Origin of the sequence: Bradyrhizobium yuanmingense, from assembly GCF_025200905.1 — a bacterium.
Classification (GTDB): Bacteria; Pseudomonadota; Alphaproteobacteria; order Rhizobiales; family Xanthobacteraceae; genus Bradyrhizobium; species Bradyrhizobium yuanmingense.
Genome location: NZ_CP104173.1, coordinates 3,905,910 through 3,924,745 on the forward strand (window position 1 = coordinate 3,905,910; position 18,836 = coordinate 3,924,745).

The window sequence follows — 18,836 nt, forward strand, 5'->3', positions numbered from 1 at the left end:
CAATGACGACTTAGGCGCGCAAAATTATACTCGGAAGCCGGAGAGCGCGAAGAAGATACCTGTCCGCGTTCGTTCGGGCTGAAAATGCGAACATAATTTCCGACAGGACGACCCGAGTTCTTCTTTTGGGTCGAACAGGAAAGTGACAGCCAATCGGACCCTTTCCGCGGCATCCCGAGATGTATCAGCGTCGAGATCCCAGTGCTAGACTTCCTGCTCCTAGCGATTGGGAGGACGAACATGCCCGATAGCGTCTACAAGGTCATTGAACTGGTCGGTACCAGCAGCGACTCATGGGAGAAGGCGGCCGCTAACGCAGTCGAGCAAGCTGCTAAATCTCTCCGAGATCTCCGCATTGCAGAGGTCGTCAAGCTCGATATGCAACTGGATGACAAGGGAAAAGTTGAGGCCTATCGCGCCAAGCTCAACGTATCGTTCAAGTTCGAGGGCTCCTGAGCCTCAGCACCTCGCCGCTTCGGGCGAGGACGGCTCATTGGACAGGCGCGTTGCGGTCCGCCAGCCTGACGCTGTGGCCCATCCCGGAAGTTGGCACTAGTCCGAGCGGGACCGAAATGCTTTGATGCGAAGGAGCGTATGGCGCGTGGTGGCCCCATGTACATGGTCATTCGCAAGTACAGTAAGGTTCGTTCGGTCGCCGACGCCGCTCGTCGCGCCAAGAGCGGCGTCGGTGAGATCCTAAGACAATCGCGGGGATTCAAATCTTACCATGTGCTGGATGCGGGCGACGGTGTCGGTATCGCGGTGATGATATTTGACGACCGCGAAAGCGCCAACGCAGCGAACGCCAAGATACTGGCATTTGTTCAAGCCAGTCTACCCGACCTCGATCTTGGAGTTCCTGAAATCGCTGCCGGCGAGGTTTTGGTGAACTTAGAGCCCAATGGGTCCTCGGGCATCAAGTAGCCGAAAACGCTGCCTGTTGCATGGCCCGCCGCCCGCTGATCGTGCAGTCTACCCGACCTGCATCGCGTTTGCGGCGGTCGCGCCCCGGCACCGGCATATGCCGGCCAAGAATCTGGCGACTGCGCTAATTTTCGAGGAGCACAATGCCATGAAGCAACACACCTCCGAAGCATTTTCCACCACAGCCAGGAAACTGCTCATGCGGATGCGCATCGTGATGCCACCCAGGGACCCCGATGAAGACGAGGAGGATGAAGACGAGGAGGACGAAGACGAGGATGAGCAAGATGATGCCGACGAACCGGCGGTCGTGCGCGAGCCGGACGAAGACTAGACTAGCCGGTGTCTGGCAGTCGCCGTTATACTATCTCTGATGGGCTGGGATGCGAAAGACATAGCGCTTCTCAAAAGGCTCTGGTCCGCGGGGCAGAGCGCGGCGCAGATTGCGCGCCATCTCGGCTGCAGTCGTAACGCGGTATGCGGTATGCTGAACCGTCTGGGCCTGAAGCGCGGCCACAAGCCGCCCACAGCGCAGCCCCAGATAAGGCCGGCCCCGAAGCTGAGGCCGTCGTCGGCCGCCTGCGCCCGTCCCATCGCGCGGAGGGTGTCGCGGAGTACAGCAGAGAGGGAGCTGCCAAAGGAATTCAGCCGGCAGCAGCTTTACGCCATTCTGGCTGAGGCGGTCAGAAACACTGGTTAAGAGCTCACCACGAACGTCCTTGCCCTCCCGTCCATGTCGGCCGCGTCGTTACTTTGCAAATATGCGTCGGCCACCCGCGAGACAGAAACAGGGCCCACCTCACACGCATACGTTGATGGAACCGGGTTTTAGCTCGCGTTGTTTCGGCTCGGGGTCGTCACAGCCACGTCGCTATAGAGAAGCCCTGTATACGGGAGTATAGTCGCCAAAGGCATATTCCCGATCGATCTTGATCGGCTCCGGGGGGACGCGATCCGGCACGAGAAATCTGTCGATTGATCCATCACGCGTGAGCAAGAGATGATCATGCAACATGCGATTGAAGTGCCGTCGGTCGCCCTCGATTCGAATGAGTGCAAGCGCCCTGAGGAGGCACTGCGCGAGAGCGAGGAGCGCTTTCGCACGCTGGTGCAATTCTCCTTCGATGTGTACTGGGAAACGGACGCGGAGCATCGCTTCATCCGCCAGGAGTTCGCCGAGACGCTTCCCGAGCCGCCGGTCTCCGAGATCGGCAGGACACGATGGGAGGTCCCGTATCTCGAACCTGACGCAGATGGCTGGCGCAAACACCGGGAGATACTCGACGCTCACCTCCCGTTTCGCGATTTCGAGCTCGCGCGGCCGATGCCCGACGGCGGCAAGCGCTATATTTCCGTCTCTGGGCTGCCCATCTTTGACAAGACAGGGAACTTCGTGGGTTACCGAGGTGTGGGGCGCCACATCACGGAGCGCAAGCGCGCCGAACAGGCGCTGATCGAGAGCGAGGCCCGTTTCCGTACCTTCGTGGACCACGCGACCGATACGTTCATGCTGCACAGTGAAGATGGTCACGTTCTCGATGTGAATCGGAATGCCTGCGAAAGTCTCGGCTACAGCCGGACCGAACTGGTTGGGGCAACTGCGGCCTTGTTCGATCTGGAGATGGATGAAGCGACTTGGCGTCGCAACCGCGAGCGTCTTAAGGCCGGCGGCATCGCTACGCTCGAGAGGCGCTATTGCCGAAAGGATGGCACTGTGTTTCCCGTCGAAGTTCGTATGCGCGAGTTCTGCGAAGTCGGACAGTCACGAATCATTTGTCTGAGCCGCGACATCACCGAACGCAAGCGAACCGCCGAGACGTTCCGCGAGATGCAAGCTGAACTAACACACGCCAATCGCGCGGCGGCAATGGGCCAGGTCACGGCTTCGGTGACACACGAACTAAGCCAACCAATCACCGCGGTGCTCTGCAACGCAGAGGCCGCACTGAACTGGCTAGGAACACAATCTCCGAATTTCGAAAAGGCACAGCAGGCGCTCGTATCCATCGTCACAGAAGCCAAGCGAGGCGGCGAGATCATCAGTTGGATCCGTTCCTTGATCAAGAAAGCTCCGGCGCCGAAGGAGAGCGTCGATGTCAATGGTGCAATCCTGGACGTGATCACCATCGCCCGTAGCGAGCTGCTCAAACATGATGTCTCGATCCAGACCGACCTCGCTCCGGGCTTGCCGCTCGTGAAGGGCTATCGCGTTCAGCTGCAACAGGTGGTTCTCAATTTGATCCTCAACGCGATCGAGGCAATGAACTGTGTCGACGTTGGCGGACGAGAGCTGCGGATCAGCACGGCTGCAGATGCTTCAAATCTCGTTGTTGTCGCCGTACGGGATACCGGACCTGGACTTGACGTCGCAATCGTTGACCGCCTGTTCGAGCCCTTCTACACCACCAAGCCGGACGGAACCGGCATGGGCTTGTCGATTTGCCAATCGATCATCGAGGCGCACGGAGGACGACTTTGGACTGGTGCCAATGAACCACAGGGGGCGGCGTTTCACTTTAGTCTGCCTTCGCAACAGGAGTGATCCACGTCGCTTTAGCGTAACTCACGCCTTCGCTGTTGCGTTTCTTGGCGTCTGCTCTTTGGAGGGCAGCTCACGCTTTGGAGGGGGCGGCTCAAGCAGACTTCTATGAAACACCCTGGCTCGTTCGCCGCCCCTGGCGCATCGTTGCGAGCACGATGTCGGCGGCGAGCACGCTCGGCGATGTGTTGCCGGTCGACATGATCTGATCGAGCCTGGCGAAGGCCTCGACCTGCTGCCGGCGCAGCGGAGACTCCGTCAGCACGTCCCGAAGCGCCGGCGCCAGCTTCTCCGGCGTGCATTCCTCCTGCAAATACTCGGGAATGACATCCTTGCCGATCACGAGATTGGCAAGGATCACCGAGGAGACACGGATCGCGCGTCGCAGGATGAACGCCTCGATCGCGCCGACGCGATAGGCCGTCACCATCGGAATGCCCGACAGCGCGAGCTCGAGCGTCACCGTGCCGGATTTCGCCAGCGCGGCGTGAGCGATGCGGAAGGCCGCACGCCGCTCGTTCTCGCCGATCACGATCTGAGGCTTGACCGGCCAGCTCGCGATGCCTTCGCGGATGGTGGCTTCGAGATGCGGCATGGTCGGCAGCATCAGTTCGAACGCACAGCCCTCACCCCTTAAGCGACCGAGCGTTGCGCCGAACACGTCGAGATGATGCCTGACCTCGCTGCGGCGGCTGCCGGGCAGCACCAGCAGCACCTGCGGCTCACTGTCGCGGCGCGCCTGCTCCTCCGCACTCGGCCGCAGCGAGCCCAATTGCTCAATCAGGGGATGGCCGACATAGCTGCAGGGCGGGCCGCCGAGCTTGCGGTATTCCTCGGGCTCGAACGGCAGCAGGCCGAGCACGTGGTCGACATAGCCGAGCATGGTCCGCGCCCGTCCTGGCCGCCATGCCCAGAGCTGCGGCGAGACGTAGTCGACGATCGGGATCGCGGGATTGCGCGCGCGCACGCGGCGGGCGACGCGATGGGTGAAGTCGGGGCTGTCGATGATGACGAGCACGTCGGGCGCGGCCTCGGTCACTGCGTCGGCGGTCTGCCGGATCAGCCGCAGGATCTTCGGCAATTGCTGCACCACCGCGGCAAACCCGACGATCGAGAGCTCCTCAATCGGAAACAGCGATTCCAGGCCCTCGCGCGCCATGGTGCGGCCGCCGACCCCGACGAACTGCACGCCGTCGCCGAGGCGCTGGCGCAGCACCTTCATCAAGGCGCTGCCGAGCCTGTCGCCGGACTCCTCCGTCGCGATCAGGAAGATCTTGCGCTTGGGATCACGCGACATCACGCGGGCAGGCCGATGACGAAGAGATATTTGGCATCGGCAAGCGCGATCATGGCCTGCGGCTCGGCGGCGATGGTGTTGCCCGCGATGACGGCGATGCCGGCAAGGCCGGCAGCCGCGACGCCCTCGATGGTGCGCGGACCGATCGTCGGCAGGTCGAAGCGCAGGTCCTGGCCGCTCTTCGGCGCCTTCACCAGCACACCGCGTCCGGTGGCGGCGCGGATGCGGCCCTCCTCGCGCAGCCTCGCGACGCGGGCGAGCAGCGCGTCGGTGCCCTCGATGTCCTCGACCGCCACCACATGACCGTCGATCACGACCACGGCCTGGCCGATGTCGAACGGGCCGAGCGCGGTCAGCACCGCCCGGCCGCGCGCGATGTCGGCCTTGCTGGCATCGCTCGGCCAGGCGCGGCTGATGCAGCCCTCGGGCATCAGGAGATCCGGCGCAACGTCCTTGATGCCGACCATCCGGAAGCCGTCCTGCTCGAGGATGCGGCCCACACCCGACAGCAGATGATCGTCGCCGCCACGGAAGGCGCGGATGACGTTGCCGAGCAGGCGCAGCGTCGTGAAGTCGAACCGGATCTCGGACAGCGAAGGCCGCACCAACGTGCCGATGAAGATCAGGTCGCGGCAGCCCTCCTCGCGGAACAGCCGCATCGCGCGTCCGAGCTGGCCGACGGAGATCCAGCGATGCCGGTACTTCTCCACCCGCTGGGGATCGCAGGCCCCGCGTAGCGGAAACAGCACCGGCGTGATGCCGTGCGCGGCGAGCGACTCGGCGACCGCGAACGGCATGGCTCCGCCCCCGGCGACGATGCCGACCGGTGACGAAACCTGCAAAGCCGCCGATGTCGTGCCCGCGGCCATCCCAAGATCACTCCAAGATCATTTCAAGATCACTTCGCGATGGCGGGAAGACAGAGCGGGCGCTTGCCCTTGCCGATGAAGTCGAGAATTTCGGCGATCGCGGGGTCCTCGCCCGCGAGCGGCCGCGCCGCCTCCAGCCGCTCGGCGAAGGTGCCGGCGCCATGGAATAGCTTCTGGTAGAACGCACGCACGGTGGCAAGCCGCTGCTTGGTGAACTTGCGACGCTTCATGCCGATCAGATTGAGGCCTTCGAGCACGGCATATTGGCCGTTGACGAGACCGAACGGAATGATGTCGTCGCGCACGCCACACACGCCGCCGACCATGACCTGCGGTCCGATACGGGTGAACTGATGCACGGCGGACAGCCCGCCGATGAAGACGAAGTCGCCGATCTCGCAATGGCCGCCGAGCGTTGCCGAGGTTGCGAAGATCACGTCGTTGCCGACATGGCAGTCGTGGCCGACGTGGCTGCAGTTCATGAAATAGCCGCGGTCGCCAACCGAGGTGACGCCCCCGCCAGCGACGGTACCTGCGTTCATGGTGACGGATTCGCGGATGGTGCAGCCCGCGCCGATCCTGAGCTGCGTCAGCTCGCCACGATAGCTGAGCGATTGCGGCGGCGTGCCCAGCGAAGCGAACGGATAGATGGTGCAGTCGTCGCCAATCGTGGTTTGCGCCGTGATGTGCACATGCCCGATCAGCTTGCAGTTCGCGCCGATGACGACGTTCGGGCCGATGATGCAATAGGGTCCGATCTCGGTGCCCTCGCCGATCACGGCGCCGTCCGCGATCCGCGCGGTGGGATCAATCTTGCTCATCAAGCCAATCTTACTCGTCAAGAAGGTCGGGTTATGTATTGAAGTCGCTCGGTTTTCGGCTGGTTAGCGCGACTATGCCCGATCTGTCCAGTGACGTATCATCTCGCCGTGTTTCAAGTGCCGGATGAGGCGGCCTTCCCGTCCCGTCGTCAGGTTCATGCGGAGCTTCAACGATCGTGGTCAGGGCCCTGATCCTTCTGCTGGCGCAGCTCGCGGATACTCCGATCGTGTCGGAGGCGGTCGAGACCGGCGAACACCGCCTGGTCGATCTGCGGACATTCGAGTGCCGGGACATCACCCGCAGCACGGTGCTTCAGCGGGTCTGTTACGATCGCGCGCAGCAGGACCTGATCGTCGCGAGCAACGGCGCCTATCACCGCTATTGCGGCGTGACGGCCGACACCGTCGAACGCCTCCTCGGCGCGCCCTCCATGGGCCAGTTCTTCAACCGGACTATCAGGCGGGAGACGACCGGCAGCCGCTACGATTGCACCTGAGCCCAGTGCCGCTCAATCGGTCAGCATGGCGCCGACGTCGGCTTCGGCAACGACCTGACCGTTGACCTTTGCATCGCCGTGAAACCACCACATGGTCTTGCGGCGGCCGAGCGAGCGCATGTGATACTCGATCGTATCGCCCGGCAGCACCGGCTTGCGAAACTTGCACTTGTCGATGGTGAGGAAATAGACCGCCCGCGGCTTCTCGGTGCCCTCGACCGACTTGATGCCGATCACGCCCGCGGTCTGCGCCATCGCCTCGATCATCATGACACCGGGATAAACCGGACGCTCGGGGAAATGTCCCTGGAACGCCGGCTCGTTGAAGGTGACGTTCTTGATGCCGATGCCGCTGTAATCGGCGCGGATGTTGATCACGCGGTCGATCAGCAGCATCGGAAAGCGGTGCGGCAGTGTCTGGAGGATCGCGTTGATGTCCACCAGCTCGAACTTAACAGGTGATTCCGCCGTCATTCCCGTCCCTCGTCCTTCGGATCGGCCTTGCTGTCGCGTACCAGCCGCTCCACCGCGATGATCTCCTTGAACCATTGCTTGGTCGGCTTGGCGAAGTGCCCGCCCCAGCGGCCGCCCGGCGGGATGTCGTCCTTGACCGCGCTCATCGCCGTCACCTGCGCCCCGTCGCCGATCTTGAGGTGATTGTTGATGCCAACCTTCGCTCCGAGCGCCACGTTGTCGCCGATGGTCAGGCTGCCGGCGAGCCCGATCTGGGCCGCGAGCAGGCAGTGCCGGCCGATCGTCACATTGTGGCCAATCTGGACCTGATTGTCGATTTTGGTCCCCTCGCCGATCACGGTGTCACGCAAGGACCCGCGGTCGATCGTGGTGTTGGCCCCGACCTCGACGTCGTTCTGGATCAGCACGCGCCCGGTCTGCGGCACCTTCAGATGGCCCTCCGGGCCGAAGAAGATGAAGCCGTAGCCGTCCTGGCCGATCGAGCAGCCGGGATGGATCAGCACGTTGTTGCCGATCAGGGCGCACTGGATAGCGGTCCGGGCGCCGACATTGCAATCCCGGCCGATCTTGACGCCGGGACCGATCACCGCCCCGACGCCAATCACAGTGCCACTGCCGATCTCGACGTCCGGGCCGATCACGGCCAGGGGGTCGACGACCACGCCGTCCTCGAGCCGGGCCGTGGGATCGATGATGGCCGATGGTGCGATACCGTCGTTGCCGACCCAGGATTGCGGCCGCAGCGCGTCGGCGTGCCATTCCCGCGCGATCCGGACAAAGGCGCGGAATGGCTGCGCCACCCGCAGCACGGCCACATGTTCGGGCACCTCGGCCTCGAAGCGCGGACTGACCAGACAGGCCCCCGCCTTGGTCGCCCTAAGCTGATCGGCGTATTTGAGGTTGTCGAAGAACGCCAGATGCATCGGGCCAGCTTCGTCGAGCGAAGCAAGGCCCGTGATGACGTGGCCGCCCCTCGCGGGGTCGACCAGCTGCGCCTTTGTCAGCGTGGCAATGTCGGCCAACGCTGCGGCAGGCGGCTTTGTGAAGAAGATCGGCTGCGCCATTCCACCCCGTCGCGGTCCGGCTTCGGCATGAAGCGGTCAGGCCGCATCATGCCTCATGTCCTGGATCGGCACGATCCCTTTCCGAAACCGGTTCCGGTGATCCGGATCGTGCCGTGCTGATCGAATTAGAACGTGGTGCCGCCGCCGAACCGGAATTCCTGCGTGCGGTCGTACTTGCCCTTGCTGAGCGGCACGGCGTAGTCGAAGCGCAGCGGTCCGAACGGCGACTGCCAGATCACGCCGACACCGACCGACGAGCGAACGACCTTGCTGTCGTCATAGACGAGACCGGTGCAGGTCCCCGTGCTCGAGGGATTGATGCTCGACGGGATACATCCCGGCGCATTGACCTCGTTGGTGGTGGTCCAGCTCGTCGGTCCCTTGTAGTCGTAGAGGCCGCCGGCGTCGGCATAGACGGCGCCCTTCAGACCCACTTCCTTGGGCAGGAACCAGAACGGCATCTGCAATTCGAACGAAGCACCCCAATACTGGGTGCCGCCGAGCGCATCCTGCGTGCCGAACGGGTTCAAGTCGCGCGGACCGATGCCGTTCGGGGCGAAGCCGCGGACGAGGTTCGGGCCCATCTGGAAGTGGTCGAGCATGCGCAGATCGGTGCCGATCTTGTTCAGCATGCCGCCTTGCAAGCGGACGAGGCCGACGATGTCGGACACGAGCGGAGTGTAGTACTTCGCATCGACGACCGACTTCAGATAGGAGACGTCGCCGCCGACGCCGGCGAAGTCCTGCCGGAAGTCGACGAGCAGGCCGTCGGTCGGGTTCTTGTTGTTGTCCAGCGTGTTGTAGGTCAGCGTGTAGCCGAGCGCCGAAGTCAGCGTCTTGCCGTTGGCGAGCTCCTTGCGCACCGGCAGCGAGGCTTCGCCGTCGTTGTAGCAGCCGAGGCCGTTGGTGGACGGATCCAGAGGTATACCGGTGGCAGCAGAGAAGGCCGGGCTGGGATTGAAGGCCGCCGAACCAACCACGTTGTTACAGTTCGCCAGATAGCTCGGCAGGGTGATCTCCTGCCGATAGATCGAGTAGCGCAGCTGGAGCGAGAGATCTTCACGCAAGGAGAAGCCGAGACGCGGCGAGAAGCCGAGCGTCTTGGTGCCGTAAGAGATGTAGCTGTTGGACTTCTGCTCACGCTGATAGAGGTCGAGGCCCAGCGCGACGCGGTAGTCGAGCAGATACGGCTCGACGAACGACAGCGAGTAGCCGCGCGCATACTGGCCATAGGTCACCGCAGCCTTGGCGAACAGGCCGCGACCAAGCAGGTTGCGCTCGGAGATCGAGACTTCGGCCAGCGCGCCGTCAGTGGTGGAGTAACCGCCCGAGACCGAGAAGTCGCCGGTCGATTTTTCTTCCATGTCGACGATCAGGATGACGCGGTCGCTCGACGAGCCCGGCTCGGTCGTGATCTTCACGCTCTTGAAATAGTCGAGGTTCTTCAGGCGCCGCTCGGCACGGTCGACCAGCGCGCGGTTGTAGGCGTCGCCCTCCGAGATGTCGAACTCGCGCCGGATCACGTAGTCGCGCGTGCGGGTGTTGCCGCGCAGGTTGATGCGCTCGATATAAGTGCGCGGGCCCTCGTCGATGTTGAACACGACGGACACGGTGTGCGCTTCGAAGTTGCGATCGCCGCCGGGCCGGACCACGGCAAAGGCATAGCCGCGGCGGGAGGCTTCGATCTGCATCTCCTCGACTGACTTCTCGACCAATTCGACGTTGTAGAGCGAGCCGACATTGAGGCGCGAATAGGCGCGCATCGAGCTCGGATCGAAGTTCGGAATGCTGGTGCGGAAATCCACCGCGCCGACACGGTATTGCTGACCTTCCTCGATCTTGAAGGTGACGTTGAAGCCCTTCTTCTCCGGATCGTATTCGGTCAGCGCCGCGACGACCTGCACGTCGGCGAAGCCGTTCTTGAGGTAGAATCGGCGGATCAGGTCGCGATCGGCTTCTACGCGGTCGGGATCGTAGACGTCACCGCTGCCGAGGAAGCTCAGCAGATTCGTCTCGCGCGTCTTGATCACGTCGCGGAGGCGGTAGGATGAGAAGGCATTGTTGCCGACGAACTCGATCGACCGGACGCCGGTCTTGACGCCCTCCTCGACCGTGAAGATCAGGTCGACGCGGTTGTTCGGCTGCTCGATGATCTCGGGCGTGACGCGCACGTCGTAGCGGCCGGAGCGGCGATAGATTTCGGCGATACGGAGCGTGTCCGACTGCACCATGGCGCGGGAGAAGGTGCCGCGGGCCTTGGACTGGACTTCAGCGGTGAGCTGCTCGTCCTTGATCTTCTTGTTGCCCTCGAAGGCGATGCGGCCAATCACCGGGTTTTCCACCACGGAGACGATGAGCTGGCCGCCGGAACCGCGGTTGATCCTGACGTCCTGGAACAGGCCGGTCTCGATCAACGCCTTGAGGCCGTCGTCGATGGCGGCCTGATCCAGCCGGCCGCCGGGACCCGGCTTGAAATAGGAGCGGATCGTCTCCACCTCGACGCGGCGATTCCCTTCGACGGAAATCGACTGAACGGTCTGGGCGAGCGCAGACGAAGACACGAAAACAGCCCCAACCGGGGCAACCACCGGCGCGCCGAACAAGATCAGGGTCGCGAGCAAGCCCCCCCGGAGTCGCAGTCCAAACTTCATCGCGCAACGCGCCCTTATCATTCCCTGCCAGACCCAACCCCAACGCCGGTCCGGAGATTCCCCAAGTTCAGGCCGCTTGTAGCCAATTTCGCCGACGCCGCAAACGGCCGAAAGCGCCGTAATTTCAATTTCATTCCAAGACGTTGCTCAACAGCAACGCCACAAAAAAGCCCCTATCAGGAAGCTGCCATCCGCAGGATGTCGTTGTAGGTCGCAAACACCATCAACATCAGCACCAGGCCAAGCCCGATTCGGAACCCCATTTCCTGGGTCCGCTCGGACAAAGGCCGGCCCCGGACCACCTCGGCCGCATAGAACATCAGGTGGCCGCCATCGAGCAGCGGGATCGGGAACAGGTTCAAAAGGCCGATCGACACCGACAGCACCGCGCAGAGATTGATCACGAACTGGAACCCGGCGCTGGCCGCCTGCCCCGACATTTTCGCGATTCCCAGGACGCCGCTGACCTCGTTCGGATTGCCCTGGCCGACGAACAGCGAGCCCAGGAACTTGAAAGTGCTGGTGATGATGAACCAGACCTGCTCGACGCCGATCTTGAGCGCTTCGCCGACGCCGACCGGGGTGGTCGAGGCCTCCCCGGCCTGCGACTTGTGCTCGATGCCGAGAACGCCGAGACGGTGGCTGTTGCCGAACGGGTCCTTGCGCTCCAGCAGCGCCGGGGTCGCGGTCAGCGAGACGACGGCGCCGTCGCGCTTCACCTGGAAGGTAAGAGCCGAACCGGCGTTCATCGCAACGATTCGCTGCATGTCGGCAAAGCTCTCGATCGGCTTGCCGTCGATCTGGATGACGACGTCGCCCACCTTGAAGCCGGCGGCAGCCGCCGCGCCGTTGGCGACGACACCGTCGACCCGGGCGATCGTGCTGGGCTTGCCGTAATAGAGCGCCATTCCGGCGAAGATCAGCGCGCCCAGGATGAAATTGGCGATTGGTCCGGCCGCGACGATCGCCGCCCGGGGACCAACCTTCTTGTCGTGGAAGCTGCCGGCGCGCTCCTCGGCCGACATAGCCGCCAGCGTCTGGGCCGACGGGGTCGAGGCCTCGCTCTCGTCGCCGAAGAACTTGACGTAGCCGCCGAGCGGGATCGCCGAGATCTTCCAGCGGGTGCCATGGCGGTCGTTGAAGCCGACCAGCTCGGGGCCGAAGCCGAGCGAAAAGGTTAACACGCGTACGCCCGCCCAGCGCGCGACCAGGAAATGGCCGAGCTCGTGGAAGAACACGACAATGGTCAGGACGAACAGGAAGGGAACCGCGTAGCCGAGGAGCCCATGGCTCAAAGTATTGAAACTATGGACGAAAAAGTCGATCATCGAATTCCCTCACCCAGCGCCGCAAGGCCCTGGTCCCGAACCAACTAGGATGCCTTTAAGGCAATTTGAGGCAATAGGGCGGCAGCCCTATTTCGCGCAACATGGTCAACAGAGATTGCATCGTCTGCGGAGGTCAGGGGCGCCTGGTTGCCGCCTTTGATCCAATCCTCAAGGGTCGCCTCGACCAGCCGGGCAATCGCACCGAACCGGATCTTGCCGCCGATGAAGGCGGCCACCGCGACCTCGTTGGCGGCATTGTAGACCGTGGTCGCGCCCTTCCCGGTCCGGAGCGATTCGTAGGCCAGCCGCAGTCCGGGGAAGCGCTCGAAGTCCGGCGCTTCGAAGGTCAGCTGGCCGATCTTGGCAAGGTCGAGCTTGGCCGCCGGGCCCTTGATTCGGTCGGGCCAGCCGAGGCAATGGGCGATCGGCGTCCTCATGTCGGGCGCGCCGAGCTGGGCCACCACCGAGCGGTCGGAAAACTCGACCATGCCGTGGATGATCGACTGCGGATGAACCAGCACGTCGATCTCGTCCGGCGAGAGCGCGAACAGATAGGACGCCTCGATCACCTCGAGCCCCTTGTTCATCATGGAGGCCGAATCGATCGTGATCTTCTGGCCCATGCTCCAGTTCGGATGCTTCAGGGCCTGCTCGAGCGTCGCCTGCTCGATGTCTGAGGGCTTCCAGGTCCGGAACGGGCCGCCGGACGCGGTGATGATGACGCGGACGAGCTCGTCCCGATTGCCTGAGCTCAGCGCCTGGAACAGCGCGTTGTGCTCGGAATCGGCCGGCAGGATGCAGGCGCCGGCTTTTGCCGCGCGCTGCATGAAGAAGTCGCCGGCGCAGACCAGGCACTCCTTGTTGGCGAGCGCGACATGCGCGCCGCGATCGACCGCGGCGAGCGCCGGCTTCAGCCCGGCAGCGCCGCTGACCGCCGCCATCACCCAGTCGGCCGGACGCGCGCCGGCCTCGATCACCGCGCTTTCGCCGGCGCCGCATTCGGTACTGGTGCCCGCGAGCGCAGCCTTGAGCTCGGCGAGCTTGGAGGTGTCGGCGATCGCGACATAGCGCGCGTTGAATTCCTTGGCGAGCTTGGCGAGCGCTGCGACATTGCCGTTCGCCGTCAGCGCCTCGACACGGTAGCGCTCGGGCGAGGCGCGCAAGAGATCCATCGTGCTGTCGCCGATCGAGCCGGTGGCACCGAGGACCGTGACGCTGCGAATGTCGGACGCAGCAAGCCTGTTGTTACGCAAGGGAACGGCGCTCATATCCTCACCAAACCATAAGACCGCTTCCGGCGCTATGCACACCATGGCGGAAAAAGCCGATAAACCAGGCCGCCAGGATGGCGGCGACAAATCCGTCCAGGCGGTCCATAAGCCCGCCATGGCCGGGAATTAAGTGACTGGAATCCTTGACACCGAAGCGCCGCTTCACGGCGGATTCGAAGAGATCGCCGAGCTGCGACACCATCGACAGGACGGCGCCGACGAGCAGCAGCGGAATCAGCTTTCCGATCCCGGAGGCGGCGAAGCCGGCCGCGACCGCAAGGCTCGCCGCAAAGCCGCCGAGCGCGCCGGCCCAGGTCTTTTTCGGGCTCACGCGCGGCCATAATTTCGGGCCGCCGATGCTGCGTCCGGCGAAATAGCCGCCGATGTCGGTCGCCCACACCACGAGCAGCACGAACATCAGCGCGGAGAAGCCGTTGACGAGATCCTTGCGCACCAGGATCGAGGCCAGCAGCGCCGCCGCCGCATAGGCAAACCCGCTCGCCGCCCACAAGAACTTGCCCCGGGCGATCAGCGTCACGATGGCACCGCCGATGAGGCCGGTGACGACGGAGGTCTTGAGCGCGCCGAAAGCGACGGAGGCTCCCATCATGGCGATCACGACCGTCCCTGCCCCGGTCAGCGCGGCCGACGCTGCGCCCACCACCATCAGCCATTCCGCGAACAGCCCGATCGAGACCAGGGTGACGAGAAGCGCCCACAACCAGCCGCCGGCATAGGCGATCGCGATGGCCAGCGGCGCCAGCACCAGCGCTGCGAGGACCCGCATCACCAGATTGCTCGGGGCAGGCTTGGCGCCCGCCGATGCAGGATCGGGTTCGTTCACGAGGCGGTCTTCGCAACCAGGCCGCCGAAACGGCGCTCGCGCCTGGCAAATTCGGCGATCGCGCCTTCCAGCGCCGCCTTGTCGAAGTCGGGCCAATGGATCGGCACGAACACGAGCTCACTATAGGCGGCCTGCCACATCAGGAAGTTCGACAGGCGCTGCTCGCCGCTGGTGCGGATGATGAGGTCGGGGTCGGGGATGTCGGGCGCGTCGAGATGCGCGCCAAGCGTCTCGGCGTCGATCGTGGCAGGATCCCGCCTGCCCTCCGCGACCTCGCGGGCCAGCTTCTGCGCCGCTTTCGCGATCTCCTGCCGCGAGCCGTAGTTGAAGGCGACGACGAGCGTCAGGCGCGTGTTGTCGCGCGTCAGCTCCTCGGCCTCGTTCAGCAAGGCGCAGATGTCGCTCTCGAGCCCCTCGCGCTCGCCGATGATGCGGACCTTGACGCCGTCGCGATGCAGGCTCGCCAGGTCGTTGCGGATGAAGCGCCGCAGCAGGCCGAACAGGTCGCCGATCTCGCTCGCCGGGCGCGACCAGTTCTCCGACGAGAACGAGAAGATGGTGAGATAGCGGATGCCGAGCTCGTGCGAGGCGCGCACCACGCGGCGCAGCGCGTCGACGCCGCGGCGATGCCCTTCCGCACGCGGCAGACCGCGCGCGGCCGCCCAACGCCCGTTGCCGTCCATGATGATGGCGACATGCGCAGGCGCCTCGGACCTGTCGGGTCCTTCCGTTGCGGGCGCGGCGGCGTTGGACATGAAGGCGGTGCCTTAAACGGTGAGGATTTCTTTTTCCTTGGCGGCCAGCAACTGGTCGATCTCGGCGATGGTGCCGTCGGTCGCCTTCTGCACCTCGTCGGCGTGACGCTTCTGGTCGTCCTCCGACATCTCGTGATTCTTCTCGAGCTTCTTGAGCACGTCGAGACCGTCGCGGCGGACATGGCGCGCGGCGACCTTGGCGGCTTCGGCATATTTGTGCGCGACCTTCACCAGCTCCTTGCGGCGCTCCTCGTTGAGCTCGGGAATGCGCAGGCGCAGCACCTGGCCCTCGGTCGCGGGCGACAGGCCGAGATTGGAATCGACGATCGCCTTCTCGACGGCCTTGACCATCGACTTGTCCCAGACCTGCACCGAGATCAGCCGCGGCTCCGGCACGCTGACGGTGGCGAGCTGGTTGAGCGGCATGTGGCTGCCATAAGCCTCGACCTGCACCGGATCGAGCATCGAGGCGGAGGCGCGTCCCGTGCGTAGGCCGCCGAGCTCGTGCTTGAGCGAGGCGACGGCGCCCTGCATGCGACGCTTCACTTCGTTGAGATCGAAATTACCCGTGGCCATCACGTTTCTCCTTCAAAATCCCGGCGACCGCTCCGCACCGTCGTTCGGCGCGCCAGATGACCCGTCAGCCGGCGACGATGGTTCCGTGGCCGACGCCACGCAGAATCGCGCCGATCGAGCCCGGCTCCGCGATCGAGAATACGATGATAGGCAGCGATGTCTCGCGGGCAAGCGCGAAGGCGGTCGCATCCATCACCTTGTAACCGCCCTCGATCGCCTGCGAATGCGTCAGGCGGTCGAACCGCGTCGCGGTCGGATCCTGCTTCGGATCGGCCGAGTAGACCCCGTCGACATTCGTCGCCTTCAGGACCGCCTGCGCGCCGATCTCGGCGGCCCGCAGTACCGCGGTCGTGTCGGTGGTGAAGAACGGATTGCCGGTCCCGCCGCCGAGCAGCACGATGCGGCCCTCGGCCAGGTATTTGTGTGCCGCAGTGCGGGTGAACAGCTCGGAAATCTCGGGCATGACGAAGGCCGACAGGGTCCGCGCCGGCGTTCCCTTGCGCTCGATCGCCGCTTCCAGCGCGAGGCAATTCATCATGGTGGCGAGCATGCCCATGGTGTCGCCGGTGGTGCGCGACACCCCGCGGGATGAGACCTCGACGCCGCGGACCATGTTGCCGCCACCGATCACGACCGCGACCTCAATGCCGAGATGGCGGGCCGCGATCAGATCGTCCGCAACCCGGTCGACGGTCGGCTGATCGATGCCGAAGCCTTGCCGTCCCGCGAGATACTCGCCGGACAGCTTGATCACGACGCGACGATAGACCGGATCAGTCATGAGCACTTTCCTTGTCCGGGCGCCGCTTCCGGCGGCACGCCGGAAGGAACTTCCGGCGCTTACTTCTTGCCGCTGGCCGCGGCGACCTCGGCCGCGAAGTCGCTTTCCTGCTTCTCGATTCCCTCGCCGAGAGCATAGCGCACAAAGCCCGCGATTTTCACAGCCCCGCCGACCTTGCCCTCGGCCTCCTTCACCGCCTGCGCCACCGACTTGCCGGTGTCGTGGATGAAGGCCTGCTCGAGCAGGCAGACTTCCTTGTAGTAGGTCTTGAGGCCGGACTCGACGATCTTCTCGATCACGTTCTCGGGCTTGCCCTGCTGACGGTACTTGTCGGCCAGTACGTCCTTCTCGCGTTTGACCACGGCCGGATCGAGGCCGGACGGATCGAGCGCCAGCGGGTTGGCGGCCGCAATGTGCATCGCGATCTGACGGCCGAGCGCTGCGAGCTCATCGGCCTTGCCCGGCGATTCCAGCGCCACGATCACGCCCATCTTGCCGGCGCCGTCGATGACGGCACCATGGACGTAGTGCGAGACAACGCCCTGGCTCACCTCGAGCGCGGCGGCGCGGCGGAGCGTCATGTTCTCGCCGATGGTGGCGATCGCATCATTGATGGCGGTTTCGATCGTGACGTCGCCGACCTTGGCGGCCTTGATCTTCTCGACGTCCGCTCCGACGTCGAACGCGACCTGGGCGATCATCTTGACCAGGCCCTGGAACTGGCCGTTGCGCGCAACGAAGTCGGTCTCGGAGTTGACCTCGACCACGACGCCCTTGGTGCCCTTGGTGAGCGCGCCGATCAGGCCCTCGGCGGCGACGCGGCCCGACTTCTTGGCGGCCTTGGACAGGCCCTTCTTGCGCAGCCAGTCCTGCGCCGCTTCCATGTTGCCGTCGTTTTCGGTGAGCGCGGCCTTGCAGTCCATCATGCCCGCGCCGGTCGATTCGCGCAGGTCCTTGACCATCGCAGCTGTGATCGTTGCCATCGTTGAAAATCCTTTGTGCCTGCCGGTTTGCCGCGGCGCGGCATCAATCGCCCCGCCGCGGTCCATCTCAGGAATTCGCGTCAACTGAAATGGTGGCCGGATCCTATCCGGCCAACCCATCGCTCTTTTTAACTATTCCGCTTCCGCGGTCAGCGCCTTGGCCTTGGCCACCCAGGCATCCGCACGGCTCGGCAGACCGACTTCTTCGCCGATCGTGTGCGCGGTGTCGTGGTCGAGCTCGGCGAGCTGCCAATAGTGGAAGATGCCGAGGTCGTTGAACTTCTTCTCGATCGCGCCCGACACGCCCGGGAGCTTCTTGAGGTCGTCGGCAGTGCCGCGAGGACCCGCAAGGCCCTGGAAGCCGCTCGAGGACGCCGCCGGCAGCTCCTCGGCGACCGGCTGGGCCGAGGCGCCGACGTCGATGCCCGAATCGCCTTGCGCGCGCGAGATGCCGTCGATCGCCGCACGCGCGACGAGATCGCAGTACAGCGAGATGGCGCGACCGGCGTCGTCATTGCCCGGCACCACATAGGTGATGCCCTTCGGGTCCGAATTGGTGTCGACGATCGCAGCGACCGGGATGTTGAGCCGCTGGGCTTCCTGGATCGCGATGTCTTCCTTGTTGGTGTCGATCACGAAGATCAGGTCGGGCAGACCGCCCATGTCCTTGATGCCGCCGAGCGAGCGGTCGAGCTTGTCGCGCTCGCGCTGCAGCGTCAGGCGCTCCTTCTTCGTGTAGGAATTGGCTTCGCCGCCCGAGAGCACGTCGTCGAGGTGACGCAGGCGCTTGATGGAAGCCGAGATCGTCTTCCAGTTGGTCAGCGTGCCGCCGAGCCAGCGCGAATTGACGAAATACTGCGCGCAGCGCTTGGCCGCGTCGGCAACGCCGTCCTGCGCCTGGCGCTTGGTGCCGACGAACAGGATGCGGCCGCCCTTGGCCACCGTGTCGCTGACGGCCTGGAGGGCCTGATGCAGCATCGGCACGGTCTGGGCGAGGTCGACGATGTGGATGTTGTTGCGGGTGCCGAAAATGAACGGAGCCATTTTCGGATTCCAGCGGTGAGACTGGTGGCCAAAGTGCACGCCAGCTTCGAGCAGCTGACGCATAGTGAAATCGGGCAGTGCCATCGTTCTAATTCTCCGGTTGGTTCCTCCGGAAACG

At 64.2% G+C, this 18,836-nt stretch carries 20 protein-coding genes; 6 read left to right on the plus strand and 14 right to left on the minus strand.

What is annotated here, in order from left to right; translation table 11 throughout:
- The first annotated feature begins 240 nt into the window (after positions 1 to 240).
- The 5 genes from N2605_RS18350 (at position 241) to N2605_RS18370 (ending at position 3,466) form a co-directional block, all read left to right on the plus strand.
- Positions 241 to 456 (plus strand): dodecin family protein, encoded by a 216-nt coding sequence (locus tag N2605_RS18350; RefSeq protein WP_035699963.1) that lies wholly within the window; start codon positions 241 to 243, stop codon positions 454 to 456.
- Positions 457 to 612: 156 nt separating this feature from the next.
- Positions 613 to 924 carry a hypothetical protein gene (locus tag N2605_RS18355; RefSeq protein WP_057030484.1) on the plus strand — a complete coding sequence of 104 codons (312 nt, stop codon included), beginning with the start codon at positions 613 to 615 and terminating at the stop codon, positions 922 to 924.
- Positions 925 to 1,072: 148 nt separating this feature from the next.
- Complete coding sequence (locus tag N2605_RS18360; protein WP_036025247.1) at positions 1,073 to 1,258, plus strand: hypothetical protein; 186 nt, start codon at positions 1,073 to 1,075, stop codon at positions 1,256 to 1,258.
- A 39-nt stretch (positions 1,259 to 1,297) separates the two neighbouring features.
- Positions 1,298 to 1,624 carry a GcrA family cell cycle regulator gene (locus N2605_RS18365; RefSeq protein WP_260347395.1) on the plus strand — a complete coding sequence of 109 codons (327 nt, stop codon included), beginning with the start codon at positions 1,298 to 1,300 and terminating at the stop codon, positions 1,622 to 1,624.
- A 306-nt stretch (positions 1,625 to 1,930) separates the two neighbouring features.
- Entirely contained in the window at positions 1,931 to 3,466 is a 1,536-nt protein-coding gene (locus N2605_RS18370) for a PAS domain-containing sensor histidine kinase (RefSeq protein ID WP_197424495.1), read from the plus strand.
- Positions 3,467 to 3,569: 103 nt separating this feature from the next.
- Here N2605_RS18370 and lpxB read toward each other — a convergent pair whose 3' ends face one another.
- Genes lpxB through lpxA form a run of 3 tightly spaced genes read right to left on the minus strand, consistent with a single transcriptional unit; the run spans position 3,570 to position 6,450 of the window.
- Entirely contained in the window at positions 3,570 to 4,760 is a 1,191-nt protein-coding gene (lpxB, locus tag N2605_RS18375) for a lipid-A-disaccharide synthase (protein ID WP_260347396.1), read from the minus strand.
- Positions 4,760 to 5,629, minus strand: coding sequence for an LpxI family protein (locus N2605_RS18380; RefSeq protein WP_157283600.1), 870 nt, complete (start codon positions 5,627 to 5,629; stop codon positions 4,760 to 4,762). The genes lpxB and N2605_RS18380 overlap by 1 nt, the downstream gene beginning before the upstream one ends.
- 29 nt (positions 5,630 to 5,658) lie before the next feature.
- The gene (gene lpxA, locus N2605_RS18385; protein WP_225124094.1) at positions 5,659 to 6,450 is read right to left on the minus strand and encodes an acyl-ACP--UDP-N-acetylglucosamine O-acyltransferase; all 792 of its coding nucleotides are present in this window, start codon (positions 6,448 to 6,450) and stop codon (positions 5,659 to 5,661) included.
- A gap of 176 nt (positions 6,451 to 6,626) precedes the next feature.
- On the opposite strand from lpxA, the gene N2605_RS18390 reads away from it, so the two are divergent.
- A complete protein-coding gene (locus N2605_RS18390; RefSeq protein WP_225133749.1) occupies positions 6,627 to 6,947 on the plus strand; it encodes a KTSC domain-containing protein in 321 nt (106 codons plus the stop codon).
- Positions 6,948 to 6,959: 12 nt separating this feature from the next.
- Here N2605_RS18390 and fabZ read toward each other — a convergent pair whose 3' ends face one another.
- The 11 genes from fabZ to N2605_RS18445 form a co-directional block, all read right to left on the minus strand.
- On the minus strand, positions 6,960 to 7,421 hold the full coding sequence (gene fabZ / locus N2605_RS18395) for a 3-hydroxyacyl-ACP dehydratase FabZ (protein WP_036010015.1): 462 nt from the start codon (positions 7,419 to 7,421) through the stop codon (positions 6,960 to 6,962).
- Positions 7,418 to 8,485, minus strand: a complete 1,068-nt coding sequence (gene lpxD / locus N2605_RS18400; RefSeq protein WP_036010017.1) for a UDP-3-O-(3-hydroxymyristoyl)glucosamine N-acyltransferase — start codon at positions 8,483 to 8,485, stop codon at positions 7,418 to 7,420. The genes fabZ and lpxD overlap by 4 nt, the downstream gene beginning before the upstream one ends.
- Before the next feature lie 125 nt (positions 8,486 to 8,610).
- On the minus strand, positions 8,611 to 11,136 hold the full coding sequence (bamA, locus tag N2605_RS18405; RefSeq protein ID WP_260347397.1) for an outer membrane protein assembly factor BamA: 2,526 nt from the start codon (positions 11,134 to 11,136) through the stop codon (positions 8,611 to 8,613).
- Between the two features lie 176 nt (positions 11,137 to 11,312).
- Positions 11,313 to 12,464 carry an RIP metalloprotease RseP gene (gene rseP, locus N2605_RS18410; RefSeq protein ID WP_260347398.1) on the minus strand — a complete coding sequence of 384 codons (1,152 nt, stop codon included), beginning with the start codon at positions 12,462 to 12,464 and terminating at the stop codon, positions 11,313 to 11,315.
- 44 nt (positions 12,465 to 12,508) lie between these two features.
- Positions 12,509 to 13,732, minus strand: coding sequence for a 1-deoxy-D-xylulose-5-phosphate reductoisomerase (gene dxr, locus N2605_RS18415; RefSeq protein ID WP_225125195.1), 1,224 nt, complete (start codon positions 13,730 to 13,732; stop codon positions 12,509 to 12,511).
- Between the two features lie 4 nt (positions 13,733 to 13,736).
- Positions 13,737 to 14,579: a phosphatidate cytidylyltransferase gene (locus N2605_RS18420; protein WP_036025246.1), complete on the minus strand. Its 843-nt coding sequence runs from the start codon at positions 14,577 to 14,579 to the stop codon at positions 13,737 to 13,739.
- Positions 14,576 to 15,334 (minus strand): isoprenyl transferase, encoded by a 759-nt coding sequence (locus tag N2605_RS18425; protein ID WP_225125193.1) that lies wholly within the window; start codon positions 15,332 to 15,334, stop codon positions 14,576 to 14,578. Before N2605_RS18425 ends, N2605_RS18420 begins: the two co-directional genes overlap by 4 nt.
- 12 nt (positions 15,335 to 15,346) lie before the next feature.
- A complete protein-coding gene (gene frr / locus N2605_RS18430; protein ID WP_025036556.1) occupies positions 15,347 to 15,910 on the minus strand; it encodes a ribosome recycling factor in 564 nt (187 codons plus the stop codon).
- Between the two features lie 64 nt (positions 15,911 to 15,974).
- Entirely contained in the window at positions 15,975 to 16,691 is a 717-nt protein-coding gene (pyrH, locus tag N2605_RS18435) for a UMP kinase (protein ID WP_260342023.1), read from the minus strand.
- 59 nt (positions 16,692 to 16,750) lie between these two features.
- Positions 16,751 to 17,674: a translation elongation factor Ts gene (gene tsf, locus N2605_RS18440; RefSeq protein WP_225112543.1), complete on the minus strand. Its 924-nt coding sequence runs from the start codon at positions 17,672 to 17,674 to the stop codon at positions 16,751 to 16,753.
- A gap of 132 nt (positions 17,675 to 17,806) precedes the next feature.
- Positions 17,807 to 18,802, minus strand: coding sequence for a 30S ribosomal protein S2 (locus N2605_RS18445; protein WP_036010040.1), 996 nt, complete (start codon positions 18,800 to 18,802; stop codon positions 17,807 to 17,809).
- Positions 18,803 to 18,836: the final 34 nt, after the last annotated feature.